The organism is Parafrankia sp. BMG5.11, from assembly GCF_004337455.1.
This window is the reverse complement of record NZ_SJXI01000005.1, coordinates 59,022-85,394: the sequence shown is the minus strand read 5'-3', so window position 1 is coordinate 85,394 and position 26,373 is coordinate 59,022. Positions and strand designations below refer to the sequence as shown.

At 69.1% G+C, this 26,373-nt stretch carries 22 protein-coding genes and 2 tRNA genes; 14 read left to right on the top strand and 10 right to left on the bottom strand.

Translation table 11 applies throughout. From position 1 onward, the window contains the following. Together E0504_RS05030 and E0504_RS50215 are read right to left on the bottom strand one after the other, a co-directional pair. The coding region (locus tag E0504_RS05030; RefSeq protein ID WP_131622199.1) for a TIR domain-containing protein at positions 1 to 3,709 on the bottom strand (3,709 nt) is incomplete at its 3' end. A 364-nt stretch (positions 3,710 to 4,073) separates the two neighbouring features. Beyond that, a tRNA-Arg gene (locus E0504_RS50215) sits at positions 4,074 to 4,157 on the bottom strand. 297 nt (positions 4,158 to 4,454) lie between these two features. Here E0504_RS50215 and E0504_RS05025 point away from each other — a divergent pair. Then, the gene (locus tag E0504_RS05025; RefSeq protein ID WP_131622197.1) at positions 4,455 to 5,519 is read left to right on the top strand and encodes a hypothetical protein; all 1,065 of its coding nucleotides are present in this window, start codon (positions 4,455 to 4,457) and stop codon (positions 5,517 to 5,519) included. 733 nt (positions 5,520 to 6,252) lie between these two features. On the opposite strand, the gene E0504_RS05020 is transcribed toward E0504_RS05025, so the two are convergent. Continuing rightward, positions 6,253 to 7,320 (bottom strand): toll/interleukin-1 receptor domain-containing protein, encoded by a 1,068-nt coding sequence (locus tag E0504_RS05020; RefSeq protein WP_131622195.1) that lies wholly within the window; start codon positions 7,318 to 7,320, stop codon positions 6,253 to 6,255. 225 nt (positions 7,321 to 7,545) lie between these two features. Between E0504_RS05020 and E0504_RS05015 the strand changes: the two genes are divergently transcribed. Further along, positions 7,546 to 8,094: an HD domain-containing protein gene (locus tag E0504_RS05015; RefSeq protein WP_131622193.1), complete on the top strand. Its 549-nt coding sequence runs from the start codon at positions 7,546 to 7,548 to the stop codon at positions 8,092 to 8,094. On the opposite strand, the gene E0504_RS05010 is transcribed toward E0504_RS05015, so the two are convergent. Both E0504_RS05010 and E0504_RS05005 read right to left on the bottom strand, forming a co-directional pair. Then, positions 8,082 to 8,552 carry an NUDIX hydrolase gene (locus E0504_RS05010; protein ID WP_131622191.1) on the bottom strand — a complete coding sequence of 157 codons (471 nt, stop codon included), beginning with the start codon at positions 8,550 to 8,552 and terminating at the stop codon, positions 8,082 to 8,084. The genes E0504_RS05015 and E0504_RS05010 overlap by 13 nt on opposite strands. A 6-nt stretch (positions 8,553 to 8,558) precedes the next feature. Continuing rightward, positions 8,559 to 9,347: a helix-turn-helix domain-containing protein gene (locus E0504_RS05005; RefSeq protein WP_243657414.1), complete on the bottom strand. Its 789-nt coding sequence runs from the start codon at positions 9,345 to 9,347 to the stop codon at positions 8,559 to 8,561. Between the two features lie 289 nt (positions 9,348 to 9,636). Here E0504_RS05005 and E0504_RS51925 point away from each other — a divergent pair, with 289 nt between their 5' ends. Then, complete coding sequence (locus tag E0504_RS51925; protein ID WP_131622187.1) at positions 9,637 to 9,915, top strand: hypothetical protein; 279 nt, start codon at positions 9,637 to 9,639, stop codon at positions 9,913 to 9,915. Next, complete coding sequence (locus tag E0504_RS51920) at positions 9,912 to 10,391, top strand: hypothetical protein (protein ID WP_131622205.1); 480 nt, start codon at positions 9,912 to 9,914, stop codon at positions 10,389 to 10,391. Before E0504_RS51925 ends, E0504_RS51920 begins: the two co-directional genes overlap by 4 nt. A 49-nt stretch (positions 10,392 to 10,440) precedes the next feature. Here the strand turns inward: E0504_RS51920 and E0504_RS04990 are convergent, their stop codons facing one another. Further along, the gene (locus tag E0504_RS04990; RefSeq protein WP_131622185.1) at positions 10,441 to 10,899 is read right to left on the bottom strand and encodes a helix-turn-helix transcriptional regulator; all 459 of its coding nucleotides are present in this window, start codon (positions 10,897 to 10,899) and stop codon (positions 10,441 to 10,443) included. Between the two features lie 185 nt (positions 10,900 to 11,084). On the opposite strand from E0504_RS04990, the gene E0504_RS04985 reads away from it, so the two are divergent. From E0504_RS04985 to E0504_RS04950, 7 genes are all read left to right on the top strand, one after another. Further along, complete coding sequence (locus tag E0504_RS04985) at positions 11,085 to 11,492, top strand: plasmid replication, integration and excision activator (RefSeq protein ID WP_131622183.1); 408 nt, start codon at positions 11,085 to 11,087, stop codon at positions 11,490 to 11,492. After that, positions 11,489 to 11,791 (top strand): hypothetical protein, encoded by a 303-nt coding sequence (locus tag E0504_RS04980; protein WP_131622181.1) that lies wholly within the window; start codon positions 11,489 to 11,491, stop codon positions 11,789 to 11,791. The genes E0504_RS04985 and E0504_RS04980 overlap by 4 nt, the downstream gene beginning before the upstream one ends. Positions 11,792 to 11,909: 118 nt before the next feature. Then, positions 11,910 to 13,481, top strand: a complete 1,572-nt coding sequence (locus E0504_RS04975; RefSeq protein ID WP_131622179.1) for an FtsK/SpoIIIE domain-containing protein — start codon at positions 11,910 to 11,912, stop codon at positions 13,479 to 13,481. A gap of 217 nt (positions 13,482 to 13,698) precedes the next feature. Beyond that, positions 13,699 to 15,426, top strand: a complete 1,728-nt coding sequence (locus E0504_RS04965; protein WP_131622175.1) for a replication initiator — start codon at positions 13,699 to 13,701, stop codon at positions 15,424 to 15,426. 29 nt (positions 15,427 to 15,455) lie between these two features. After that, positions 15,456 to 15,641, top strand: a complete 186-nt coding sequence (locus E0504_RS04960; protein ID WP_020462792.1) for a helix-turn-helix domain-containing protein — start codon at positions 15,456 to 15,458, stop codon at positions 15,639 to 15,641. Positions 15,642 to 15,777: 136 nt separating this feature from the next. Beyond that, positions 15,778 to 16,077: a hypothetical protein gene (locus E0504_RS04955; RefSeq protein WP_131622173.1), complete on the top strand. Its 300-nt coding sequence runs from the start codon at positions 15,778 to 15,780 to the stop codon at positions 16,075 to 16,077. Between the two features lie 246 nt (positions 16,078 to 16,323). Then, on the top strand, positions 16,324 to 17,595 hold the full coding sequence (locus E0504_RS04950) for a site-specific integrase (protein WP_131622171.1): 1,272 nt from the start codon (positions 16,324 to 16,326) through the stop codon (positions 17,593 to 17,595). Between the two features lie 109 nt (positions 17,596 to 17,704). On the opposite strand, the gene E0504_RS04945 is transcribed toward E0504_RS04950, so the two are convergent. Both E0504_RS04945 and E0504_RS04940 read right to left on the bottom strand, forming a co-directional pair. Further along, positions 17,705 to 17,777, bottom strand: a tRNA-Arg gene (locus E0504_RS04945). Positions 17,778 to 18,011: 234 nt separating this feature from the next. Next, positions 18,012 to 18,893 carry an aldo/keto reductase gene (locus tag E0504_RS04940; protein ID WP_112107651.1) on the bottom strand — a complete coding sequence of 294 codons (882 nt, stop codon included), beginning with the start codon at positions 18,891 to 18,893 and terminating at the stop codon, positions 18,012 to 18,014. A 426-nt stretch (positions 18,894 to 19,319) separates the two neighbouring features. On the opposite strand from E0504_RS04940, the gene ssb reads away from it, so the two are divergent. Together ssb and E0504_RS04930 are read left to right on the top strand one after the other, a co-directional pair. After that, complete coding sequence (ssb, locus tag E0504_RS04935) at positions 19,320 to 20,174, top strand: single-stranded DNA-binding protein (RefSeq protein WP_235014290.1); 855 nt, start codon at positions 19,320 to 19,322, stop codon at positions 20,172 to 20,174. A gap of 53 nt (positions 20,175 to 20,227) precedes the next feature. Then, positions 20,228 to 22,516 (top strand): phospholipid carrier-dependent glycosyltransferase, encoded by a 2,289-nt coding sequence (locus E0504_RS04930; protein ID WP_112107650.1) that lies wholly within the window; start codon positions 20,228 to 20,230, stop codon positions 22,514 to 22,516. Positions 22,517 to 22,555: 39 nt separating this feature from the next. On the opposite strand, the gene E0504_RS04925 is transcribed toward E0504_RS04930, so the two are convergent. Further along, a complete protein-coding gene (locus E0504_RS04925) occupies positions 22,556 to 23,923 on the bottom strand; it encodes a DUF1254 domain-containing protein (RefSeq protein ID WP_112107649.1) in 1,368 nt (455 codons plus the stop codon). A gap of 194 nt (positions 23,924 to 24,117) precedes the next feature. Here E0504_RS04925 and ettA point away from each other — a divergent pair, with 194 nt between their 5' ends. Continuing rightward, positions 24,118 to 25,800: an energy-dependent translational throttle protein EttA gene (gene ettA, locus E0504_RS04920; protein WP_131622170.1), complete on the top strand. Its 1,683-nt coding sequence runs from the start codon at positions 24,118 to 24,120 to the stop codon at positions 25,798 to 25,800. 73 nt (positions 25,801 to 25,873) lie between these two features. Here the strand turns inward: ettA and E0504_RS04915 are convergent, their stop codons facing one another. Further along, positions 25,874 to 26,293, bottom strand: a complete 420-nt coding sequence (locus E0504_RS04915; protein ID WP_020462784.1) for a globin — start codon at positions 26,291 to 26,293, stop codon at positions 25,874 to 25,876. Positions 26,294 to 26,373: the final 80 nt, after the last annotated feature.

Genomic DNA, 26,373 nt, shown 5'->3' with positions numbered 1-26,373 from the left:
CGGTGGTGGGGTTCCACAGCCGAACCCTCTCATCATTGCTGGCTGTGGCGGTGGTGCCGTCGGGTCCGGGCAGGACCGCGAGGGCGTTCACCGGGCCGGTGTAGCCAGCGAAGGGTTCGCCGACGGTGGGATTCCACAGCCGTACTGTCTGGTCGTTGCTGGCGGTGGCGAGCAGGGTGGTGCCGTCGGGTCCGGGGAGGACCGCGAGGGCGTTCACGGGGCCGGTGTGGCCGGTGAGGAGTTCGCCGACGGGTCGGCCGGTGGTGGGGTTCCACAGCCGTACTGTCTGGTCGTTGCTGGCGGTGGCGAGCAGGGTGGTGCCGTCGGGTCCGGGGAGGACCGCGAGGGCGTTCACGGGGCCGGTGTGGCCGGTGAGGGGTTCGCCGTGGGGTTGGCCGGTGGTGGGGTTCCACAGTCGTACTGTCTGGTCGTTGCTGGCGGTGGCGAGCAGGGTGGTGTTGTCGGGTCCGGGGAGGACCGCGAGCGCGGTCACGTCGTCGGTGTGGCCGGTGAGGGGTTCGCCGTGGGGTTGGCCGGTGGTGGGGTTCCACAGTCGTACTGTCTGGTCGTTGCTGGCGGTGGCGAGCAGGGTGGTGTTGTCGGGTCCGGGGAGGACGGCGAGGGCGGTCACCGGGCCGGTGAGGGGCTCGGCGATCTGTTGTCCGCTGGTAGGGTTCCACAGTCGTACTGTCCGGTCGCCGCCAGCGGTGGCGAGGAGGGTGGTACCCCCGGGTCCGGGGAGGACGGCGAGGGCGTTCACGGGGCCGGTGTGGCCGGTGAGGGGTTCGCCGACGGGTCGGCTGGTGGTGGGGTTCCACAGCCGTACTGTCTGGTCGTTGCTGGCGGTGGCGAGCAGGGTGGTGCCGTCGGGTCCGGGGAGGACCGTGAGGGCGTTCACGGGGCCGGTGTGGCCGGTGAGGGGTTCGCCGTGGGGTTGGCCGGTGGTGGGGTCCCACAGTCGCACCGTGCCGTCCCAGTCGCTGGCGGTGGCGAGCAGGGTGATGTTGCCGGGTCCGGGCAGGACGGCGAGGGCTTTCACGGGGCGGGTGTGGCCGGTGAGGGGTTCGCCGTGGGGTTGGCCGGTGGTGGGGTTCCACAGCCGTACCGTGCGGTCGTTGCCAGCGGTGGCGAGGAGGGTGGTACCCCCGGGTCCGGGGAGGACGGCGAGGGCGTTCACGGGGCCGGTGTGGCCGGTGAGGGGTTCGCCGTGGGGTTGGCCGGTGGTGGGGTCCCACAGCCGCACCGTGCCGTCCCAGCCGCTGGCGGTGGCGAGCAGGGTGATGTTGCCGGGTCCGGGCAGGACCGCGAGGGCGTTCATCCAGCCGGTGTGGCTGGTGAGGGTGTGGTGGGCGGTGCCGTTCCAGATGGCTGTCTGGATGGTCCAGGCCCGCTGGGTGTGTCGTCCGGCGATGTCGGCGAGGGCGGTGGCGTGGGTTTTGCGTGCCCAGACGTGCAGCGACCAGAGGGGCGGGTCGTCGGCGTTGGCGTCAGGATTGCTGAGGAACAGGGTGTAGGCGTTCATCGCGGCATGGCCGGCGGGGGTGGTGACCCGGTGGCGGTGGCGCATGATGCCGGCGGAGTGGCAGGCCAGCAGGAATCCGTGGTCGTTGACGAGCTGGTCGAGGGTGCCGGCGTGGGCGGCGTGTTCGGGTAGGTGAGTGCGGGTGTAGTCGTCGCTGTTCTGCCAGATGCGCTGTCCAACAGGTTCGGGAGGTGTGAGGGCGAGGGCGATGCGCTGGTGCGCCGTGCGGGTAGCGCTTCCGAGGGCGTCTGCGAGGTCGCGCAGAGTGTCGTCGCCCTCGGTGAGGGTGGTGCCGGCGACGAAGTCGCGCAGACTCTGGTGGCGGGGCTGGTAGCGATCTTCGCGGGGAGTGATTCCGCGGTGGACGGCGAGGAAGGGACGGAGGATGCCGCGGAGCAGGGCATGGGTGTCGTGTTCGGGGACGCCAGCCCACTGGGCGAGGGCGGCGGCTGTTTGGGGTTCGCGGATGGCGGTGAGGGTGGCCAACAGGGGTAGGCCGCGGTTCTGCCAGGTGGGGGCGCCGACTTCGGTGCACCACCGGTGGACGTTGTCGGCGTAGTAGCCGGCGAGACCCTCGGGGAGGTAGCCGACGTCGTTCGGGTCGCGGTCGTGGTCGCGGATCTGGTCGAGGACGGTGAGGGCGTAGATCCACACGCCGCCGGAGCGGTCCAGCAGCGTCCGGCAGAACCGGTCGGCGGGCGGCCCAGCGCGGTGTAGGGCGTCGGCGATCAGCGGGTCGTGGGCGGTGACGGCGGTGAGGTAGTCGAGGAGGTCGCGTCGGTTGCTGGTGCTTTCGACGTCGATGCGTTCCACGACCCGCGTCCCAGTGGGGACGGCGACGGTTTTGGGCCTGGTGGTGGCGATGATGATGGTGCCGGGGGGTAGGGCGGTGGGCAGTCCGAGGGGGAGTTCCCCGGGAGGTGGGGTGGGTGCTTCGTCGAGCCCGTCGACGAGCAGCACGACCGGCTGGTCGTGGTCGCGGGTCCGGGCGGCGTCGCAGAGGCGGCCGTAGAGCCAGGTGGTGGTGTCGGCGTCGTCGGGTAGCACACCCCCGGGGGCGGCGTCTTGGAGTTGCCAGTGGGCGATGAGCTGGGCGGCGAGGTTGCGGCGGGCGCGTTCGGGGATGCGGCCGTCGGGCAGGCGGGTGAAGTGCGCGGGCCAGGTCCGGGTGTAGGCGAGGTAGGTGGCGAGGGCGGATTTACCCATGCCGGCTTCGGCTTCGATGAGTAGGTAGCCGCCGCGGCGCTGTTGCACACACCGGGCCACAAAGGCGTCGATCTTGCCGATGAGTTCTTCGCGGCCCTGGAACCGGGCGACCGGGTTATCCGGGTTGGCGGGATCGGTCAGCCGGAGGTCGCCGGGGAGTGGGTCGAGGGGGATCGTGGCGTGGCGGAGTAGCTGGAACGGGCCGGAGAACCGTTGCTGCCAGACCTGGCCGTGGTTGACGCCGATGGCCTGCCCGTCTGGTGCGCTGACGTGCTCGACTGCGGCGCTGTGCTGGCCGTCAGGTGTGGTGCTGGGGGTCATCGGCCGGGGACCGTCCCGCCCCTGGGTGATCTGGCCGTAGTTGATGCCGATGGCTTGTCCGCCGGGTGCGGTGACGGTGCCGATGTGGATGCCGCCGGCGGGAGGGCTGGTGGCCGGCGGCTGGCCAGGGTCGTTTCCTGATGCCGGGAACGGCGGCGGGGTCGGTGCTTGTGGGCTGGTGGGGAACGGTGGCGCAGCGGCCGGTTTCGCCCGTCCACCAGAGACGGCCAACTCGGCCGTGTGTAGCAGCTGCGAGCGGGCTTGGTCGTGGGGGATGCCGAACAGGTCGAGGGAGACGACTTGTCCGAGCAGGCCCGGCCGTGGGCAGTCTTCGACGCGGGTGACGAGGAGTTTGCGGGTGGCCCCGGTGGGGTCGGAGGCCCAGGCGGCTCGCCACTCGGCGGCGCCGTAGACCGAGCGGGTGTAGGCGTGGGAGAGGACGGCAATCGTGCGTGCCGCGCGGGTGGCGCCTTCGTCCATGCCGGTGACCCAGTTCGAGCCGGGCACGAGGTCCCAGGCTTGGATCAAGACCTGATAGTTGGCTTCTTCCAGCGTCCAGGCGATCCACTCCGCCCATGGCCGGTCGGTCTGGGTGTAGGAGACGAAGAAGTCCCAGCCCGCGCCGTCGCCGGTGCTGTCCGTGTTGCCCCCGTTGCTCACCCGGACAGTGTGCCACCAGGGCAGGCCGTGTCAGACCGTGCTGGTATGGCGTGTGCCAGGGCCCGGGTCCTGTCTGCGTCGGGATGGTGGCCGAGGCGCGGGCCCGTGTGCGGCGTGGCTATGTGAGTTGATCCCGGGTGCCTGTTGGGGGTCTTCGTGGGGGCGGAGAGGGGAAAGTTATCAGGTCACTGAGCGCTGTGAGCTGCGATGCGGGCTGCCTTCTGCTCTGCTGGTGCAGGTCACAGAGCTGCCAGCGACGGGCGGGCGCGGGTGGGAGACCTGGTGCTTATTAGGTGCCAGAGTGGGTTTCGGGCCCGCCTGGCGGATCTTGCTCGGCATCGTCGCAGGTCAGAGGGCCGATTTGTGCGCCCGGCAGGGATCGAACCTGCGACCCAGTGCTTAGAAGGCACAGCTCGGTCATTGCAACGGCGGGACCCGCACAGGTCGCGATGTCCACCGGCATCCGTGGTCGTCTGCCGATGTACGTAGTCGTTGCTACAGGCGCTGCTACACCAGGCCGGACGGAGCGGTGCCGCCGACAATCCGCCGAGGAGCGGCAAATCCGTGGTCCGATCTGGCCGCGAGACTCCCGTTGCGGCCTCGCATCGGAACGACATCGACACCGCGGCTCGCCGTACTCGCCGCGGGCCGAGTGCCCCCGACCCCCACTCGCGCCACGTCCTGAGGTGTCTACTAGCCTTACTCCCCCGGTGACTTCACTGGCAACATACTCGGAGAAATATCTGTGTCCAACTTTCGGCTGACCGAATTGATGTTCAATGAATTTCTTTCCAACGTCATTCCGTCCCTTGTAGGGTCAAACAAGGTTCGACGAGAAGCGCTAATTGGCACTCGAATGCGTCCCGATTTCATCGTCGACACCGGCACGACAGACCTAATCGTCGAAGCGAAACGAGAAGCACCTCAGACATCAAGTCGACTTCAACTAACCATCGAGCAAATGAAACGATACTCGGCCGCCTACTTGGAAGAATTCGGTCACACACCGCGACTCGTCCTTGCGGTGCCCGACAGCCTATCGCATGACTATAAAAATCTCCTCCATTCGAGCAATATTGAAGTTTGGGATCGACCAATATTACTCGCCGAGGCCGAGTTGCTCGGAATTGCGACGGAAGACATATTTGGACCCGTCGATAGTAACCCTGAGCGACCGGGGGGCGATACCATTGGGTCTCCCATCTACAGGTCCTCCGCCTACGGGCCTCCTGTCTACCAGTCTCCCGTCTACGATTCTCCTCGGGGTGTTGGTCGACCGACGCGTTACTCTGACGACCTGGCCGAGCGCCTCGCCAACATTGTGCCGGGACGTCCTCACTGGAGTGCCTATCAGTCTCTATGTGGAGAGATACTGGACTACATCTTCTGCCCTCCACTCGAGCATTCAATAGCGGAAAGCAGGAATGAAACCGGAACTAATCGGCGTGATTTTATCTACCCGAACTATGCGATCGACGGTTTCTGGGCTTTCATGAGACTCCATTACGAGGCGCACTATATTGTCGTCGATGCAAAAAATTATCAAAATCCAGTCAAGAAGGACGAAGTTCTTCAGATTTCCCACTACTTGACGCGCCACGGAACTGGCCTATTCGGACTTATCGCATGTCGGGGCGGTGTTAGCCCTGCGGCCCGTACCGTTCGCCGCGATCAGTGGATATTGCATGATAAGCTGATAATCTTTTTGGACGATTCAGATCTCCGTCAAATGCTGGAGAATCGCGAAAGCGGGTCGTCTCCAGAAACAGTAATCAGGCAAAAGATTGAGGATTTTCGGCTAGAGGTGTAGTCCGGTGCGTGAGGGTGGAGGGCCTTCTCGCCGTCTGAACGTTCGCCGCGGATCACGGCTACCGCTGTATAGCAGGGGCGGACGCAACAACGCCGCGAGCGGCATAACACCCACAGATTAAGAGATTGCCAGATACTCCGCTGTACTCGTCCACCGACGTCCGCCGGTCCTGGTGGCGCGCCTTCTGGATTCCATGGACGTCCGCGCTCGTCTACTGCTGTCCGCCGGCTCGGCTGCCACCCTGGCTGCCACGACCAGCAACCCGGCCTCGACACCGTGCGGGCGAACGTCGAACGCTGATCCTACGGGCGATGGTCGCCGAGCGCGGATGGTCATTAACGTCAGTGGCAAGCCGACCCGTACCGCAGGCGCGCCAGCGCCGAGGAACGGAAGCGGCGCGGCAGCTTCGTCCTTAACCTGCGGCCTACGAGAAGCGGGCGTGTGGTCCACCTTCGTGGCGGGATGTCCGCCGACTCGGGTACCGGTTGGAGTGCAGTGCACTGGCGTTATCCGCCTTCGTCGGCTCGTTCCCGTCGCGACGGGCAAACGCCTCGGCGGCGCAACCAGATGCTTCTTTAGACATCCTCAGACATCGTCAACGAACGTCCACAAGCGTCCGCTGGGGCAGGTCACGGGCCCCGCACCGTCCGCCGATGCCCACAAAAGTCGCCCCCTTGTGGTACAAATGCGGAACAGCATTAGACAAATGGATCGGCGCGATTTCTGGGCTTCGCTACCTTGGATCTTCTGGCGAGGCCTTTGTAGTCTGGGTGTCAGATTCGGTAGGGCTTGATGGACGCGGATATGCAATAAAGGGGAGATCATCTTGGGGGAGGCCTTGTATCGGCTGCCACTCTCCGCGAAGCGCTTTGTATGCGACAATGTCGCCATTCTCAATCTTCGCGACGATCTGTACATCCCGAGCTAGCCAAGCCTCTCCGGTCGCGCCAGAAACCAGCCAGCCTCCGTTTTCCGCCGCTTCGTGGATCGTCTGTTGCAAGAAGAAGAGTGTAGCTAGGGTATTAAGAGAGTCGAATACGCTCTCAATATCAAACGGGGTGCTCTGCTCGGTTATATCGGTTCCGCTTTCACTAAGAAAGTAGGCCGCCACCTTCTGGAGGACATACCCTCCATGTGAGTTATAGAACTCCCTTAGGGCGCTGTCGTCATCGGCATCCTTCGCAATTGCGTCAACCGTGGCCCGACAGATCTTTGCGTAGAGACGCTTGAGGTCGGGCGTACCGGTCCCCGACGAGTACCTATGGTTCATGAAGAAGGCAATCAAGTCATCGCCGACTGGAACCCAGACGTCCTTAGGGGAGTCGTGGGTGTCAGCCTTCAGGCCGCCGTGTATTCGAATCGCATGGACCAGAAGGTGCCGGTACCTGGAATACTTTTTTCGGTGATTGCCGCGCAGGTCAAGATAAAGTTTACTCTGTATGTCGGGCGGGAGGTCGTTATCCTTGATTCCCCCGATCAGAACGGGAATGACTATTGTCTTCTTCTCGGTATTTTCGCGGGCGAATGCCGCCGAAACCTCCGCTTCACACCAGCCTGAAGCCAGTGCTTTCGTTGAGATAAAACAAATAACAATCGAACTGCTGTTTATTCCCCGATTGACGGCCTCGCGGACTTTCTCTCCGAGGATCATTGAAGATTGATCCCACCAGATCCTAATGCCGGAGCTTTCAAGATCGGCAACTATGTGCGCTACAATTGATCGATCCGGCGATGCATAGGAAATAAATGCATCGTATCTCGGCGCAGCAACCATGGATACGTTTGGATTCTTAGTCGCCATGATTCTCTATTCGAAGAGCAAAATCGGAGGTATTCCGGCGCATATCATTCTAGGTCATGGCGCAGTGCGGGGTGCGACGCGCCCGGCGAGCACGGCCGGCCACGGCCGCGCGCAGCCGGTTCCGCGTCGCGGCCCGCACCGCGCGAACCTTGATCATAAAACGAGCATTTCGGCAGTCTCGGGCTCTCGCTGACGGCCTGGTGGCGGTCGCCGTACCGTGATCGGGTGGATGTAGCGGTTGCTGAGCGGTTGGCGAGCGAGCTGCTGACCCCGTTGGGGGATCGGTGGATGCATGTCCAGGCCGTGGCTGCGGCTGCCCGTGAGGTGTCCGCGGCTGTCGATGCTGAAGAGCGTGACCTGCTCGTAGCGGCGGCCTGGCTGCATGACATCGGGTACGCCCCGCCGATCGCGCACTTGCGGTTCCACCCGGTGGACGGCGCCCGGTTCCTCGAAGCCCAGGATGCCCCGAAGCGGCTGTGCGCCCTGGTAGCGCACCACTCATGCGCCCGGTATGAAGCCGAGGAGCGGGGCCTGACGGCGGAGCTGTCCGCGTGGGAGCTGGAGGTCTCGCCGGTGATGGACGCGCTGTGCGCGGCGGACATGACGACGGGTCCCCAGGGTCAGCGGTTCACCTTCGCCGAACGGATCGCGGAGATCCTCTCCCGCTACGGCGAGGGATCGATCGTGCACCGGTCGGTCACTCGGGCGTGGCCGGATCTCCAAACCACCGTTGAGCGCACCACTGCGCGGCTTGCGGCGGTTCAGCCGAGGTAGGGCGTCGCCCGGTTCTCCAGGTAGTGATCGATCCGGAGTCGCATCGACGGGTGGATGTTCAGCGTGTCCAGGTCTTCGGGGGCGACGAACTGGACCTCCTTCGTCTCGCTGGAGGTGCGGAGCTGGCCGCCGAGGTTGCGGGTGGTGAAGCAGAGGGAGAACTGCTGGCGGACCTCGCCATCGTCGTAGGCCAGGACGTGCCGCGGGTTGGTGTAGACCCCGATGAGTCCCGTCACCTCGATGTCGATGCCGGTCTCTTCCTTGGTCTCGCGGATGGCGGCGTCGGTGATGGATTCGCCGAGGTCCATGCCGCCGCCGGGCAGGGCCCACAGGTCGTTGTCGGTCTTGTGGACCATGAGGATGCGTCCGGCCTCGTCGGTGACGACGGCGGTGACGGAGGGGACGACGCTGTTCGCCTTGGGGGCGTTCGGGTCGTTGAAGTAGTCGATTCGCGCCAAGAGGGTTCAGGCTCCTTCGGTGGTGGCCCAGATGCGCTCGAAGCTGGCGGCGTAGTGGTCGAACAGGCCACCGGGCTGGGCGCGTAGGTGCATGACGGGGGAGTGCGCGGCGGGGGCGCCGTAGACGTGGGTGTTGACGAGCATGTCGCCGTCGAAGCGGTAGATGGAGTTGTAGAGCGTGGTGGCGTGGAGCCGTAGCTCGATTCCGGGTGCCTCGCGGAGGGACGCGAGGTAGGTGAGGGTGATCCGGGTGCGGGCGGCGAGTCCGTCGCCGATGCCTTCCTCTTCGCCGCGGAGGGCGACGGCGGGTGATTCGGGGTCGCCGAGTGCGTAGCGGATCGTGACGCCTTCCGCGCCCTTGCGGCGGAGGACGGTGGTGAAGTCGGCGTGGCCGTCAGGGAGGAACAGGCCGGCGATCACGAGGACGTCGACCTGGTGGCGCGCGCCGGCGAACAGCGTCCGCCACAGCTCGGAGGGGACGGCTGTCCGGCTGGGGTAGACGCGCACGATGTCGCCGGGCACGTTGACGACGGGTGCTCCGGGTTCGGTGCGGGGCTCGGGGACGGTGCCGGGTCTTTCGGCAAGTCCGATGCGGCCCCGCGGGATGTCGATGCCGTCGGCGATGCGCTCGAAGATCTCCAGGCTGGTGACCTGGCGGCGGCCGGTCGAGATCTCGCTGACATGCGACTGCGGGAGGCCGCAGACGGCGGCGATCTGCGTCTGGGTCGCGCCAGTCCACTGGCGGTAGATCTTGAAGACGGTGCCGATGTCGCGGCGGGCAAGTGCGTCGGCCATGTCTGGCCGGTCCCAGAGTCCTGGCGGGGCCTGGGGTAACGGGCGGCGGACGGACACCACGGGCGCCTCCGGACGGTAGGTACAGGACCGTCTGTCCTTGATCGGACGCACAGAGCCTATCCGGTCTCCGTATAGATCGGAACCCTCGGCGTATACGGCCGGCGGCCTTCCGTGACAAGTCGTCCGGTTGGACGGTGGGCGGGCACCGGATCCGCCGCAGGTCGAACACCTTCGCGGGTCGGTTCCGGTGCCTCGTCGCCCACGATCCAACACAGGAGGACGGAACGTGATGTTCGACAGAGCAGACAGAGCAGGTGGAGGTGATCCCGGGCCGCTGCTGTTCGGCATCGTCCGCTTCGAACCGGGGGAGACCCGCCAGGTACGGGACACGGTCATCACCTTCAACTCGCCGGCCGCGGCTGACCTGTTCGCGATCGAACAGGGCTGGCACGACTACCAGGTCACCCCGCTGCGGTTCTTCGTCCACGACGTGCGGCCACCGGCCGTGGACTGGACCAGGTTCGATGACCTCGTGACGCGCTTCGCGGACCACCGGCGGTGGACATGACCTCCGCGGGCGTGCCCGGTCCGTTCCTGCCACCAGTGCCGGCTGGGGAGGGTGACGCAGAGAGCGCGAGGGAGAAGCTGCCGGCGGTCGTGATGTTGCCGTGGGGTGCGGAGGAGTGGGCGGTCGTCGTCCAGCCGGGTTCGGATTCCGAAGATCTCCTGCGGGCGGTGGCGCGGATGCCCGGCGGGCTGAAGTTCACGGAGTCGTTCGGCGATGTGGATGTGGTGCTCGTGTATCGGGTGCCCGCCGGTGACCGCGCGCCGGTTGGGAAAGACGGTTCGGGGCCCTCGCGGCGAGGCTGTGCGGGTGCGGTGCTGCGGACGGCGATGGATGCGCACCCGGCACGGCCTGACTCGCGGTGGATGACCAAGGGGGAGCGGACCGCGTTCCGGGCCGGTCAGGTGGAGGCGCTCGAATCGGTCCGTCGGGCCGTGCTCCATGGGCTCGGGGTTCCGGTGGTCACGACGGCTGGCTGACCGACCACCACAACGTCTCGGCCCCATGACGGGCCGGTACCGGCGGAAGCTACTCCGTCGGTGCCGGCCCGTTGTCGTTCCCGCCGTTCGTCCTCGGCGGGCCGGTGGGCGCGATCCGTTCCGAGAGATCGGCGATCCGTTGTTCGATCCGCAACAGGACGGCGAGGATCTGACGATCGATCCGCGGCCCTCCGTGTTCCTCGCCCTGGTCTGAGGGCGTCTCGCTGGTTCCCTCGACGCGAACGAGGACGCGGATCAGATGGTCGTCCGGCCAGTCGAGCGCGCGGGCGACGGCGGCCAGCGTGGCGTCCTGGACCCGGCGGCCCTGGGCGCCGTGCTGGAGCTGGCGTAGCGTCGCGACGGACACTCCTGACGCGGTGGCGAGTGCTTGCTGTCCCATCCGCTTGCGGGTCATCCTCGCGTTGAGGGCGTCGGCGACCGCCTGCCAGTCCTCACCCTCGACTCTGCCGCGTGCCGTGTACGGCGGAATCCCCCGTTTGTTTGTCACCCGTCAAAGGTAACGTTGTGGCGGACAGGCATTCCAGCCGGTGAGTGGATAATTTCCATCCGGAGTCCGTATACGTCGGAACGAAAGCGCTTGGCGATCGGTTCGTGAGCGGTTCAGAGTGGGTGTTGCCCGACAGCGGCCGGAACACCGGCGGCGGGGCTGACCCTCACGGAGGTAGACGAACCATGGCGGTTCCGCGACGCATTCCGGTGCGCTTCGAGGACGTGTTCCCCGCGGGGGCGTTCGTCCTCGGTGTGGAGGCGGCGAACGACTACGAGAAGGCCAAGGCCGGTGCGCCCGACCCGCAGGAACGGGACCCGAACACCGGCGAGCGGATCTGGACGGTGCGCGTGCTCGACGCGGACCCGGCGGCTCGGCAGGCGGAGCTGAAGGTGAAGGTCCCCGGCGAGGTTCAGCCGATGCTGCCGGAGGTCCTGGCGGGTACGCCGTTCCGGCCGGTGCTGTTCGAGGGCCTGACCATCACCCCCTGGGTGGACAAGAACGGAAACTTCCCGAAGCAGGCGTACGCCCTGCGTGCCTCGCGGATGCGCCCGGCGGTTCCGGCCCGGCGTCCGGCTGGAGTGGCGGCGTGAGCGGCGAGGGGAAGCGTTCGTACACGACGCTCGGGCTGCACATCGGCGCGGAGTGGTCGGTGCTCTGCCACACCTACCCCGACCGGGCGCCGATCCTGGTCGTGGACGCGGGACGGGTGAGCCTGAGCATCTCGGCGATGGAGCAGGCTCCGGACGCCCGGCACGCTGACTTCGCGTACAAGCTGCTCGCGGCGGTCAACGATTACCTGATCGCTTACGAGAAGTACCAGTTCGAAACCCAGGAAGCCGCGAACGCCGCCGCTCCGGACGGCGACGCCTCCGGGTCACGCGCCGTGTAGCTTTCTCGCTGCGCGTCGGCCGCATCGAGGAAACGGCTTCCCGTTCCTCGGCTCTCCCTCCTTTTCGTCGATTCCCTCTGTCTGTATTTCGTGCGCTCGAAAACAGGTGGTATTTGCCATGTCCAGAATCAACGGTGACCAACGTTTCCCGCGGGTGCCGTCGCGGGCCGACAAGGTGCGCGTGCCGGTGTGGATGCTGCTGTTGGCGGTGGCCGGGAAGGTGCTGTGGCTGGCGCTGCGGGGTTGCTGGCGTCATCGCGTCGCGGTGGTGTCCGTGGTCGGCCTGCTCCTGGTGGTGCACCGGGTCGGGCTCGTCGGGCTGGCCGTGCTCGTCGCGGGGCTGGTCCTGGTGGCGGTCGTGTGGTGGCGGGTGCATCCGCGGTCGTTCGGGCCGGTGGCCTGGTGGCTGTGGGGCCGGGCTCGGCTGATGTTCGTCTACCGGTGGCGCTGGAAGCCGGCGATGGTCCATACCGATCTGGCGATCCGCATGCCGACGTCGACCGGTGATCAGGTGAACTTCGACGAGTACTTCCCGCGCATTCGGAAGATCCGTTCGTCGCGGTCGGTGGACGTGCTGCGCGTCGAGCTGCTGCCGGGTCAGACACCGGCGCAGTGGGCGGAACAGGCTGAGGCGCTGCGTCACGTGTTCCGCGCCCGGCGCTGCCAGGTGCAGGCGGAGACGGTCCGCTTCATCCGCGTCTCCTTCCACCACCGGGACTCGCTGACCCGGCCGGTTTCTCCTCCCAACCTGGACGACTCCGGCGACGGTGCCGACTCTGACCCTGCCGGCGCCGTTCCGTCCGCAGTCGTCCGCCGTGGTGAGGGTGCGGCGCGGCTGCTGGCCGGGTTGTCGGCGGTGCCCGTCGGACGGTGCGAGGACGGCCGTTCCTGGACGCTGCCGGTCCGGGGAACGCACGTGCTCGTCGCGGGGGCGACCGGTGCGGGTAAGGGCTCGGTGTTGTGGTCGGTCATCCGCGGTCTCGGCCCGGCGGTGCGGGCGGGGCTGGTGGAGCTGTGGGTGTGCGACCCGAAGGGCGGAATGGAGCTCGCCTTCGGACGGGCGATGTTCACCCGCTTCGCCACGGACGCGGCGTCGATCGCGGATCTCCTCGACGAAGCGGTGACCGTCATGCAGGACCGGACGGCCCGGCTCGCCGGAAACACCCGGCTGCACGCCCCGACGGTCGCGGAACCGCTGATCGTCCTGGTGGTCGACGAGATCGCGTCCCTCACGGCGTACGTCACCGATCGGGATGTGAAGAAGCGGATCGGGGCGGCGCTGCCGCTGCTGCTCTCGCAGGGCCGGGCGCCCGGGGTCGTGGTCCTGGCGGCGGTGCAGGACCCGCGTAAGGAGGTGCTTCCGTTCCGGGATCTCTTCCCGGTCCGGGTCGCGCTGCGGATGACCGAACCGGAACAGGCGGATCTCGTGCTCGGCTCCGGTGCCCGTGACCGCGGTGCGCGGGCGGAGGAGATCCCGCTGTCGCTCCCCGGGGTCGGCTACGTCCTGCACGACGGTGACCCCGATCCCATCCGCGTCCGGGCGGCCCACGTCGACGACGGCGAGATCGCCCGGACCGTCGACCGTTACCGGCCCGTCCTGGGCGGCTGGGTGCCGGACATCCCCGATGACCTTTTCGACCTGGACGGCGGCGAGTGGGGAGACAGCGAGCGTCTCGACCCTGCCGCATGAGATCCACCGACTTGGCCGGCTCGCCAGACTCCGCCGCACCGATACCGGCGCTGCCGGTGTGCGCGACCTGCGCTCATCCGCGGATCGCCCACCGGCGGCGCCGGTGCCGGGCATCCGATGGCTGCGGGTCTCCCTGTGGCTGCTCCCGCTTCACCGAAGCGTCCGTCGACCCGTCCGGCGGACACCAGAACCCCGACGTCACGGAGGACCCTCCCGCGTGACCACTCCCGCCACCGGCACCGACCCGACCGTCTCGTGCGAACCCACCGGCCGTGACGATCGTGACGATCGTCCGGGTTCCCGGGCGGCACGGATGCGGATGCCGCTCGCTCGCGCGGTCGTCGAGACCGTCGCCGTGGAGAACGGCGTGTGCGTCCGGCCGATGGCCATGCGCCGGACGAACCTCGACACCGGCGAAACCGAGATCATCCCCGTGCCCTGCGGGGCCACCCTGGCGAGCAAGTGCCCGCCCTGCGCGGAGAAGGCCCGGCGGCTGCGGATGGCGCAGTGCAAAGCCGGCTGGCACCTGGACGACGAACCGCTTCCCGACCCGGACCCGCCGTCCGACGAAGCGAAGATCCTCGCCGGGTTCCGGGCTGATCTCGAAGCCGTCCGGCGGGAGGCCGAACGGGACAGTGAGCCGGCCGGCGTCGCCGAGATCGACGAACTCATCGGCCAGGTGGACGAGGAACTCAACGCGCTCGGCGTGCGGGGGAAGGCGGCACCGGAGGATCGGGATCGTCCTCGCCGGGCCCGGTCGACTCGCCGGCGGCAGGACGCCCCCGACCTGCCTCGGCTGCCCGTGGACAAGCGCACAGTCGGCCGGACCTACGAAGCGGCGGACGGCACCACCTGGCGGCCGTCGATGTTCCTCACGCTGACCTGCGACACGTACGGCCGGGTGAACTCCGACGGCTCCCCGGTCGATCCGGGCTCGTACGACTACCGGCGGGCGGCCCGGGACGCGATCCACTTCCCGAAGCTGATCGACCGGTTCTGGCAGAACCTCCGGCGGGCCGTGGGCTGGGAGGTGCAGTACTTCGCCGCGCTGGAACCACAGCGGCGGCTCGCTCCGCATCTGCACGCGGCCATCCGTGGCACCATCCCGCGTCTGCTGCTCCGCCAGGTGGCGGCGGCCACGTACCACCAGGTCTGGTGGCCCGCTGCCGACCGGCCCCTCTACGAGGACGGTCACCTTCCCGCCTGGGATGACGACACGGCCGGCTACCTCGACCCGGACACCACCCGCCCGCTGCCCACCTGGGCTGAGGCGCTGGACGAGATCGGCGAGGACGATGAACCGGCGCACGTCGTCCGCTTGGGCCCGCAACTGCGCGCGGACGGCGTCACGGCGAACTCGCCGCACACCGGCCGGATGATCGGCTATCTGACCAAGTACCTGACGAAGAGCCTCGACGCCTGCCACGCAGCCACGTCCGAAGCGCAGCGTCGGCACGTCGACCGGCTCGCGGCGGCGCTGCGCTACGAACCGTGCTCGCCCACCTGCTCGAACTGGCTGCGCTTCGGGGTCCAACCGAAGAACCCGAAACCGGGTCTCGTCCCTGGGCGGTGCCGGGGGAAGGCGCACCGGCGGGAGACGCTCGGGTTCGGCGGCCGGCGGGTCCTGGTGAGTCGGAAGTGGTCCGGCAAGACGCTGACCGATCATCGGGCGGATCGGGTCGCCTGGGTCCGTGAACAGCTCGAAGCCCTCGGCCAGACCGACTCTGGTCCGGCCTCGTCGGCTGCTTCGGGTCCGGACCCGGCCCGGACGGCGTGGACGTTGCTCCGGCCCGGTGACCCGGCCGCGCCGCGCCGCGAACACCTGCTTCTCCAGGCCGTCGCGCAACGCCACGCCTGGCGCGCACAGCTCGACGCGGCTCGCCGTGCGGTAGCCGGCGAACTTCCGGCAACCGGCCCACCGGCGGCTACGGCTCACGCTGCCTGATCTTCCGCCCTGATCCTGTGGAGAGGACCGTGACCAAGCTCCTCCTGACGGTCGACGAAGCCGCGGAACTGCTCGGTGTCGGCCGTAGCACCGTGTACGACCTGATCCGCGGCCACCGGCTCGAATCCGTCCGCATCGGCCGCGCCCGGCGCGTTCCCCGTGCGGCTGTCCTCGCATACGTCGACCGGCTGCGCAGTGACGGAGAAGCGGCGTGAACGGCTGGCAGACCGGCGACTCGGTGCGTGGACCCCCGGTCGTCCGGAAGTTCGGCAAAGCGGTCCCGGCGGGTGCTGGAACACCCAACCGGGACCTGAGACCCCACCCCTTGAAGGAAGCAAGGAGAGAAGCCCTATGTCCATCTTCTCGTCCGGCGGTTTCGGAGCATGGCGCACCCCCGGCAACGGTGAGAACCCGCTCGTCTCGGTGCGCGCGACCGACACCGGCCATGAGCTGACGATCCGTCCCGGCGCGGACGTCGGCGACGTCGCGGCAATCCTCGCGGGGCTGCCCGTGGACGCCTTCTTCACGGAGAGCTTCGGGGACGTTGACGCGGTCCTGGTCTTCCGTCGGGTGCCCGGTCTTTCGGCAACGGTCCTGGACGGCTGGGACCCCATGACGGGTCCGGCGGCGGCGAGTGTTCCCCGCCCGTAGCGGCTGTTCTGCCTGCTCTACCCCCATTTTTCTTCCGTTCTCTGGTGGCGCTTGAAGCTGTCGGGGTGTCGGACGTGTCCAGGGTCGGCCGAAGGCCGATGGCGAAGCCACGCGTAGCGCCCTGGACGCGGCCGGCGTCCCGGCAGACCATCCCAGCGCCAGAGAACGGAAACCCACCGGCACCGGGCGACGTCATCTGCGGCCCGCGTGAACCTGTCCCGTTCTTCCGGCAAGGAGAACCCACCCATGCCCAGCAACACCAACGGCCCGTCGAACGGCGGCCGGCGCAAGGAACGCACCAAGCGCGCGAACGGTCAGGGCTCGATCTACCAGCGCGGGGACGGCCTGTGGGTCGGCGCGGCCTACGTGCTGATGCCGGACGGCACGACGAAGCGGCGGCCGGTCTACGGCAAGTCGGAGGAGATCGTCCGCGGCAAGCTGACCGAGCTTCAGGCCAACTCGAATCAGGGAATCCCGGCGGACGCCACCGGGTGGACGGTCGAGCGGTACCTGACGGTGTGGCTTGCCCAGACCGTGAAACCGAACCGCCAGCCGAACACATACGTCACCTATGAGAAGGCGGTCCGGATCTACCTCGTTCCGGGTCTCGGGAGGAAGCGGCTGAACAGGCTGACCGGCGCGGACGTCCGGCAGTTCATCCGGCGGACGGAGAGCACCTGCCGGTGCTGCGCGCGGGGTGTGGACAAGGCGCGGCCGGAGGGAGATCGGCGTTGCTGCGCGGTCGGCCGGTGCTGCAATCGGCTGCCGTCGAAGCGTCAGGTTCAGGTCGTGCATGCCGTGCTGCGCAACGCGCTCCAGGCGGCCGTCCGGGAGGAGTTGATCCGGCGGAACGTCGCGAAACTGGTGCAGGTCTCGACTCCGCGCTACAACGTCAACCGCGGCCTGACCGTCGAGCAGGCGCATCAGCTCCTCGACGCGGCGGCCGGCGACCGGTTGTACGCACTGCTGGTCCTGGCGCTGTTCCTCGGGATGCGGCGCGGGGAGCTGCTCGGTCTCCAGTGGTCCGACATCGACTCCGAACGGGAGACGCTGACCGTTCGTCACACGCTGCTGCGGGTCGGCGGGGAGCTGCGGCTGTGCCCGCCGAAGACGGAGGACTCCGAACGCACGCTGCCGCTCCTCGGCCTGGTCGCGGATGCGCTCGCCGAGCATCGCAAGCTCCAGGACGCTGAACGCGACGCGGCCGGCGATGCCTGGGTGCGGACCGGTCACGTGTTCACGACGAAGATCGGAACTCCGATCGAGCCGGACAACCTGCGCCGGTTCTGGATGCCGCTGCGCCGTGCGGTCGGCCTCGACGGGGTGGTGTTCCACGGGCTGCGGCACACCTGCGTCACGCTGCTCCTGGACCTCGGCGTGCCGCCGCACATCGTCCGTGACATCGCGGGCCACTCGGCGATCGAGGTCACGATGACGATCTACGCGCACGCCTCGATGGGGGAGAAGCGGCGCGCCCTGGGCAAGCTCGACGGCCACCTGACCGAACCCCGACCCTGACGGTCGTTGCTGTACCCGTTGCTACACGTGGGGGGTCTCGGGGGGCTCGGCCCCCCGGCGGACATGACGAGGGGATCGAAAGGCGCAGCATGTGAGCCTGATCCCCGAGTGCGCCCGGCAGGGATCGAACCTGCGACCCAGTGCTTAGAAGGCACTCGCTCTATCCGCTGAGCTACGGGCGCGTTGTTCCATTGTGGGGCTCGCGGACGAGTCCCGGGTGGGATGGACAGTGTCCACCTCAGGTCAGTCGATGGTGCACCGACCCCCGGTGTCCTCGCGTGTCGGCTCCGCCTCGGGAGGCGGAGCCGACGTCCCGCGTGCCTGCTGGCCGGCTCGGCCGTCCGGCGCCGGTCGGCAACACGGCACCGGAGTCGGGCCGTGTGTTGCCGGCCGGGGCAGGTTGGCCGAGTACGGCGTCAGCTGGCCAGTTTGGCCAGCTCGTCGAACTCGGAGTCGGTGAGGCTGACTCCTGCCGCGGCGACGTTCTCCTCCAGGTGGGCGGTCGACGACGTGCCCGGGATCGGCAGCATCACGGGTGACCTGCGCAGCAGCCATGCCAGCGCCAGCTGCGCGGGTTGCGAGCCGTGCCGCTTCGCGATCGCGTCGAGGACTCCGCCTGGTCGCGCGAGTGTACCGGTCGCGACGGGGAACCAGGGGATGAAACCGATGCCCTCGCGTTCCGCGTAGTCGAGGACGTCCTCGGAGGCGCGGTCGGCGAGGTTGTATCGGTTCTGCACGCTGACGATCTCCGCCAGCGACCGGCTGTGCTCCAGCTCTGCGACGCTGACCTCGGAGAGCCCGATGTGGCGGATCTTGCCTTCCTGCTGCAGCGCCCGCAGCTCGCCGAGGGACTCCTCGACGGGAGTCCTCGGGTCGATGCGGTGGAGCTGGTAGAGATCGATGCGCTCGAGCTTGATGCGGCGCAGCGACAGTTCGACCTGCTGGCGCAGGTATGGGGCGCGTCCCACGGCAGTCCACTGGTCCGGCCCCTGCCGCGTGAGACCGCCCTTCGTCGCGATCACCAGGCCGTCTGGATAGGGGTGCAGGGCCTCGGCAATCAACTCCTCGCTGACGTGCGGGCCGTAGGAGTCGGCCGTGTCGATGAAGTTCACGCCGAGTTCCACCGACCTGCGCAGTACGGCGATGGCCTCCGCCCGGTCCGCGGGTTCGCCCCAGATGCCCGGCCCGGTGATCCGCATCGCGCCGAAACCGAGCCGGTTCACGGGTAGTTCGCCTCCGAGCAGGAACGTCCCGCTCGCCGCCGCGGTCACGTCGCGGCTGGCTGCCTGAGTCGACATACCGTTCCTTCCTCCAGGTGTGCGGGCACCGTCGCCGGGCACCGGCGGACAGGACACCGGCCGGTGGGGTGGTGCGCCGTCCTGCACGGCGGCAACCCGAATCCGCCTCCGGGTTGTTCCCGCGCTCCGTGCTTGTTACGTGTCCCGCGCTCGATGGCTGGCCGTCGGCCGCCTTCGCCGCCCGTGACGAGAGTGAGCGTAGGGACGCGCCACCGCTCGGGTGCGTCGTGAGATCGGCCTGGGGATGGCGAACAGTTATCCACAGCTGACAAGAACAGGTTCCCATCACGTGGACGGCGGCGCAGAGTGATGGCGTGGGTGCGCGGCCGGCCAGCTCTCGCCGCCTGGGCCTCCGGGTCCGTTGTGGTGGGCCGCCGTCCTCCGGGTCGTCTCCCTGTCCCCGAGATGTTCGCCAAGGAGCCTTCCATGCTCGACACCACGATCACACTGATCGGCAACCTCGTGGAGAATCCGGTGCTGCGGGTGACCGCCAGCGGTGTCTCCGTCTGCGGTTTCCGCGTCGCCTCCACGCCGCGCCGGTACGACCGCTCCGAACAGCGCTGGGTGGACGGCAACACCCTCTACCTGCGCGTCTCCTGCTGGCGTCAGCTCGCCGAGAACGTCTCGGTCAGCCTGTCGCGGGGCGACCGGGCGCTCGTTGTCGGCCGCCTGCGGCAGAACAACTTCGAGACGCAGGACGGCGACCGGCGGGTCACCTACGAGATCGACGCGGACGCGGTCGCGGCGGAACTCACCTGGCGTCCGGTCGACGTCCGGCGGGTCGCGCGCGGGGCCGGCCCCGCTGACGAGGTTCCGCTGCCGGAGACGGGCGAGCACCCGGTTGACCCCTTCGGTGCCGACTCCACCGACCTCGACGGCGGCGGTGTGGAGGAGAGCGTCGGTGCGGGGGCAACGGGAGCCGGTGGTCTGGTTCCCGCGGAGGCGGTCCGGCAGTTGGCCGTCGAGACCCCCACCACCGGTGGGCCGGGGCTCACGCCGGCGGGGTCGGACCTGGTCGATGCCGTCTCGCGCGACTCTGTCCCGGTCGACTCCGCGCCGGTCGGCGGCAGCGCGCAGGCCGCCGGAGCGGCGCCCCTCGGGTGGTCCGAGACCGGCCCGACGCCGGCTTCGCTGTTCACGGAGCGCGGGCGCGGCGGTGAGCTCACGACGCCGGCCTTCCGCACCCCGAGCACCTCCGCCTCCTCCGGGGGCGTCACCTTCGGCCTCGCTGACGTCGTCGGCGAGGTCCGTCTGCTGGGGCTGGGCGGGGCCTTCGGATAGTGGGGTCGCCGGCAATCGCGTAATGGGCGGGTCTGACCGACATGCGGTGACCGATGGGGCCACCAGCCGAAGGGCGGTCCAGGTCGCTCGGTACCGTGCCGAGGGTGAGCAGGTCGAGTGATCCCGGCGCCGGCGCGGTCTCCGCGCCGGACGAGCCGTCCGACCGGATCGGCAAGGCCTCCGCGGACCAGATCGGCACGGTCGTCCCGGACCGCCTGATCGTGACGCCTGAGCCGCTGCCCCGGCGGCTGTGGCGTCGCTGCCAGGCGGTCAGCACGGCCGGCCGGTACGTGGCGGTCCTGGCCTTGGCCAGTGCGACGGTGGCCGTCCTGCTGCGGCACAACCTGTTCCCGTACCTGTCGGTCAACAACGACGAGGTCATCTACCTCCTGCACGCCCGGACGCTGGCGGACGGCCACCTCTTTCCGTCTGCGCCTGATCCAGCCGCGTCGTACGCACCCTGGCTCGCCGCCATCTCGGGTGATCACTTCGTTCTGAAGTACACACCGTTCGTCCCGGGGTTGTTCGCGTTGGGCCTCATGCTGACGGGCAGCGTCTCGCCGGTGCTGGCGGTCATCGCGGCGGCGGCGGTGATCGTTACCTACCTGCTCGGTGTCGAGCTGGCGGGGGAGCGGAGGGTCGCGGCGCTGGCCGCGACGCTGCTGGCCTTCTCCCCGTTGGTGATCGTGCAGAGCGCGCTGGTGCTGAGCTACCTGCCGGTGCTCGTGCTGATGGAGCTGACGTTCCTCGGCCTGCTCCGTGGGCTGAGAGCCGGCGGGCTGAGAGCCGGCGGGCCGAGCGATGGCGGTCGGCGCTCCGCGCGGCGCGGCGGGCGGGCGCTTGCCGGAGCGGGGCTCGCGGTCGGCGTGGCCGTGGCGGTGCGGCCGTATGACGTGGTCCTCCTGCTCGGCCCGGTGGCGGTCTGGGGCGTCGTGACGGCGCGCAGGTCCGGGCGGCTCGGGTGGGCCCTGCGCTGGACGGCTGCCGGGCTCGTGCTCCCGGCCGCGATCCTGCTGGCGTCCAATGCCGCGGCGACCGGCAGCCCGTTCAGGTTGCCGTTCGCGCTGCTCGAATCGGACGACAAGCTCGGGTTCGGCGTGCGCAGGCTGTACCCGTCGGACGGCGGGCACGACTTCGGGCTCGGTGACGGCCTGGCATCGGTCGGGGATCATCTCTGGCTGCTCGGTGGCTGGGCCTGCGGCGGGGTGGTGCTCGCCGTGGCCGCGATCGTGGCGGCCGCGCGGCGCCGGCTGAATGGGCCGGGGTACGCCCTCGGTGTCGGCACGGTGCTGTTCGTGGTCGGTTACATCGGCTTCTGGGGGGCGTGGAACGCGGCGGAGCTGTGGGGCGGCATCCGATACGTCGGGCCGTTCTACCTGATGCCTGTGCTGATCGGGCTCGTGCACCTCGGCGCGCGCGGGCTGGTCGACCTCGCCGGCTGGTCACGGCGGCGGGCGGCACGGGCGGTGACCGGGGTGTGCGCCGCGGGTGTCGTCGGGCTGACGACGTTCGTCCTCGTCGGCGCGATCGACGCGAACGCGACGATGACGGACCACGACCGTGACCTGGCGGCGATGCTGCGGGCCCTGCCCGGGCGGTCCCTGGTACTGGTGGCTGCCAGCCCGCCCTACCTGGGCCATCCGAGCGGGGTCACCACCAACGGGGCCGATCTCGACGGTGCCGACGGTGACGGGCCGTTGCTGTTCGCCGTCTCGCGGGGGGTGGCCGACCTGGAGGTCGTCGCCGACCACCCCGACCGCACGCCGTACCTGCTCCGCATGCCGCCCGCCTACAACCGGTCCCCGGGCTCGGTGACGCGCTCGCGGGTGGACGCGCTCACGGTGGCCACCGGCCGTACGGTCGGCGTCGAGGTCAGCGTGGACGCGCCGCCGCGCGGGACGCGCGCGGCCCAGCTGGTGTTCGAAGCCGGTGGGGTCCGGCTGACCTACCCGGTCTCAGCGAACGGGCCCGTGACCGCGCGGCTCACCCTTGACGCGGACGGCCTCGACACCGACGACGTCACGGAGGTCGTGATCTACGGTGGCGGCGAGACCAGGGGATCTCCGGCGGGCGTGGCCACCGGGCGCCCGGCCGGCCGGGCGAAGATCACGAAGGTGCCCGGGGCGGGGACGTCCGTGACGGTGTCGCTGCTGGCCACCCCGGCGTCCGGTGGCCGGGCGCGGACCGTCGACCGGCAGGTGATCCCCGTCCTCGCCGAGGATCCCAGCGGCGCCGACGCCGGTGGGACGGAGCCGGGCGATGTGGCAGTCCTCGCACCGAGCGCCCACGTGGACGAGACCGGCCAGGGCCCGCGGCCCGCCGTCCGCATCGCGCTGTCCTGACCCGCATCGCGCCTGATCCGCGGCGCGCTGTTGTGACAGTCAGGCCAGTCGGTGGATCGGTGGCGGGGCGTAGGTGCCGCTGAGTACCTCCTTGCCGGGCAGATACATCCGCAGCGTCAGCCGGAAGTCACCCGTCGCGGCCGGCAGCCAGTTCACCGGCATCGCCGCACCGGCGTCCGTCGCGGTCTCCGTTGCCGGGGCGTCGCTTTGGATCAGTATCGGGACGGTTCCGTCGGCGGCGTGGACGAGATCGCCCCGGCTGTCGATCGCGTACCGGTGCAGGGGGTTGTCGACGAGGTAGCTCTCGGGCTCGTCGTACATCGCGACCGTCCAGAACGCGTCGACCGCCGGTGGCGGGAGGCGGAGCAGGTAGCTGTGCGCGCCGGTGAGGTGGCGCCCGTCGGCGTCCACCGAGCAGCACGCCGACGTCGACTCGTAGGCGTGGACGATGCCGAGCGGCCGGCGCGCTGCCATCGCACGGGCGATCCGGGCCTGCGCCCGGTCCGGGATCTCCCAGTGCCGGTCGTCCAGCACGCCCGGGCCGAACCGGTCGAGGTTGTAGTCGGCCTCGTGCAGGGTGCCGACCCAGCCCTGATGGGCCCGGCGGCCGGCGGCGGCGAGCCGTTCCAGTTCGTCCCGGCCCGTGCGCAGGCCGCTGCGCAGCGACCAGGCGAGCCGCGGATCGGGGTCGATGTACGGGGACGGGTCCGTCAGCAGGCCGAGCGCCTCGAACCGGCGGGCGTAGTCGCCTTCCGCGGCCGGCGGGGGGAAGGCGTGCAGCCAGGTTCGCAGCTCCTCCCAGAAGCGCAGGTCGTCGCAGACGCGCTTGGAGCCGTCCGGTGGCCCCTCCGGCCGCCGCGCGCCCGGATCGGGCGGGCGCAGGGTCAGCGTGTCCTGAAGGGCCCGGACGGCGGGCAGGTCCGCCGGCCCGCCGTAGCCGAACCGGGCGATGATGCTGACGACCCGCGACGGCGCCTCGACCACGCGGTCGTGCGCGGAAGCGTCCGCCGCGCCGGGAGCGTCCGCAGTGCCGGGTGGGAGCAGCAGGATGTCGCCACCGTCGTCCCCGGTGACCCGGGTGCCGAGATAGGCGAACACGTTCAGCCACACGTCGTAGAACTCCAGGACGAGGTAGCGCCCGGGAGTCGGCGGCACGTGCAGGACCAGGGGCCCGGGGCTCAGGTCGACCTGGGCGAGCGAGACCAGGACGTCCGGGCTGACGTGCAGGAAGTGTGAGTGCGGACCGGGCGGGTCGGTCTCGTGGGCGAAGGCGTTGAAGCCGGCCGGCTCGATCGGCCCGAGCCCGTCGTGGGCGATCCTGATGATCTGCCGGACCGCGCACACGAGGGGGTACCCGAAGAAGAATGCCTCGCAGGCAAGTCCGACCCGCTGGTCATCCGCTCGCATGTGGCCTCCCGGGAGCCCCGGCCCACCGACACTCGGCCGATGGCCGATGGTGCTCGCCCGACTCCGGGGAGTACCCGATTCGTGCCCGGTTGAACATCGGGCGGGACCGTCGGCGGCTCACGGTGGAATCGCCGGGGGCCCGCGATGGGATCACCGCCGTGGGGCTTCTGGGCGCCATGCCCTAGGGTTGATGCATGGCGCAGTACGTCTTCCAGATGCGCAAGGCCCGCAAGGCCCACGGCGACAAGGTGATCCTCGACGACGTCACCCTGGCGTTCCTGCCCGGCGCGAAGATCGGCGTCGTCGGGCCGAACGGTGCCGGGAAGTCGTCGCTGCTCAAGATCATGGCCGGCCTCGACCACCCGAGCAACGGCGACGCGATCCTGAGCCCCGGCTACACGGTCGGCATGCTCGCGCAGGAGCCGGTGCTCGACGAGACCAAGGACGTCCGCGGCAACGTCGAGGACGGTGTCCGTGAGATCCGCGCGGTGCTCGCCCGCTACGAGGAGATCAACGAGAAGATGGCCGCGCCCGACGCGGACTTCGACACGCTCCTCGCCGACCAGGCGACGCTGATCGACAAGATCGAGGCGGCGAACGCCTGGGAGCTCGACAGTCAGATCGACCAGGCGATGGACGCGCTGCGTCTGCCGTCCGGCGACGCGGCCGTCGCCCCCCTCTCCGGTGGCGAGCGCCGCCGGGTGGCGCTGTGCAAGCTGCTGCTCGAGGCGCCCGACCTGCTGCTGCTGGACGAGCCGACCAACCACCTCGACGCGGAGAGCGTCGCCTGGCTGGAGCAGCACCTGGCCCGCTACGCCGGGGCGGTGCTGGCCGTCACGCACGACCGGTACTTCCTCGACAACGTCGCCGGCTGGATCCTCGAGCTCGACCGCGGCCGCGCCCACCCCTACGAGGGCAACTACTCCACCTACCTGGAGAACAAGGCGGCCCGGCTCAAGGTCGAGGGCAACAAGGACGCCAAGCGCCGCCGGGCGCTCGCCCAGGAGCTCGAGTGGGTCCGCTCGAACCCGAAGGCCCGGCAGGCCAAGAGCAAGTCCCGGCTCTCCCGTTACGAGGAGCTGGCAGCCGAGGCGGACAAGTCCAGGCCGCGGGACTTCGAGGAGATCCAGATTCCGCCCGGCCCGCGGCTGGGCAGCCTGGTGCTCGAGGCGAAGAAGCTCACCAAGGGCTTCGGCGAGCGGGTGCTCATCAACGACCTGTCCTTCACGCTGCCCCGCGGTGGCATCGTCGGCGTGATCGGCCCGAACGGCGTCGGCAAGACCACGCTGTTCACGATGGTCGTCGGCCAGGCCTCGCCGGATTCCGGTGAGCTGCAGATCGGCGAGACCGTCGACATCGCCTACGTGGACCAGTCCCGCGGTGGCCTCGACGCGAAGAAGAACGTGTGGGAGATCGTCTCCGACGGGCTGGACCACATCGTCGTCGGGAAGACCGACATCCCGAGCCGGGCGTACGTGTCGTCGTTCGGGTTCAAGGGGCCTGACCAGCAGAAGCCGGTCGGCGTGCTCTCCGGCGGAGAGCGCAACCGGCTGAACCTGGCGCTGACCCTCAAGCGCGGCGGCAACGTGCTGCTGCTCGACGAGCCCACGAACGACCTGGACGTCGAGACCCTGCGGTCGCTGGAGGAGGCGCTGCTGGAGTTCCCGGGCTGCGCCGTGGTCGTCTCCCACGACCGGTGGTTCCTGGACCGAGTCGCGACGCACATCCTGGCCTGGGAGGGCACCGAGACCGACCCGGCCCGCTGGTTCTGGTACGAGGGCAACTTCGCCGACTACGAGACCAACAAGGTCGAGCGGCTCGGCGCGGACGCGGCCCGCCCGCACCGGGTGACGTACCGCAAGCTCACCCGCGACTAGCCGCCGCGAAACCGACCGTCGCGGGCCGGGAAGTCCTTCGACTTCCCGGCCCGCGACGCGTCGAGACCGGAGATCAGCCCGGGCGGTTCTGCAGGGAGTTCGCGGCCATCAGCAGGTAGTCCCAGAGCTGGGCGCGGTGTTCCGGGGCGAGGCCGAGGCTGTCGACCGCGGATTCCATGATGCGCAGCCAGGCGTCCCGCTCGGCCGGGCCGATCGCGAACGGCACGTGCCGCATCCGCAGCCGGGGATGGCCGCGCTGCTCGCTGTACGTCGTCGGCCCGCCCCAGTACTGGATGAGGAACAGTCGCAGCCGCTCCTCGGCCGCCGCCAGATCCTCGTCGGGGTAGAGCGGCCGGAGCACCGGGTCGCTGGCCACCCCCTCGTAGAACCTGGCCACCAACGCGCGGAACGTCGCCTCGCCGCCGACGGCCTCGTAGAAGTCTGCGCGTGGTCGCGCGGGTGACGGTTGGTTCACGGGTCCATTCTGCGCCACTGGACGGCCGCTCCCCGGCCGCGGCCCCGACCTCGATCGACGGGACGTCCGGCCCGGTGGTGGTCGTGGACGGGTCTGCC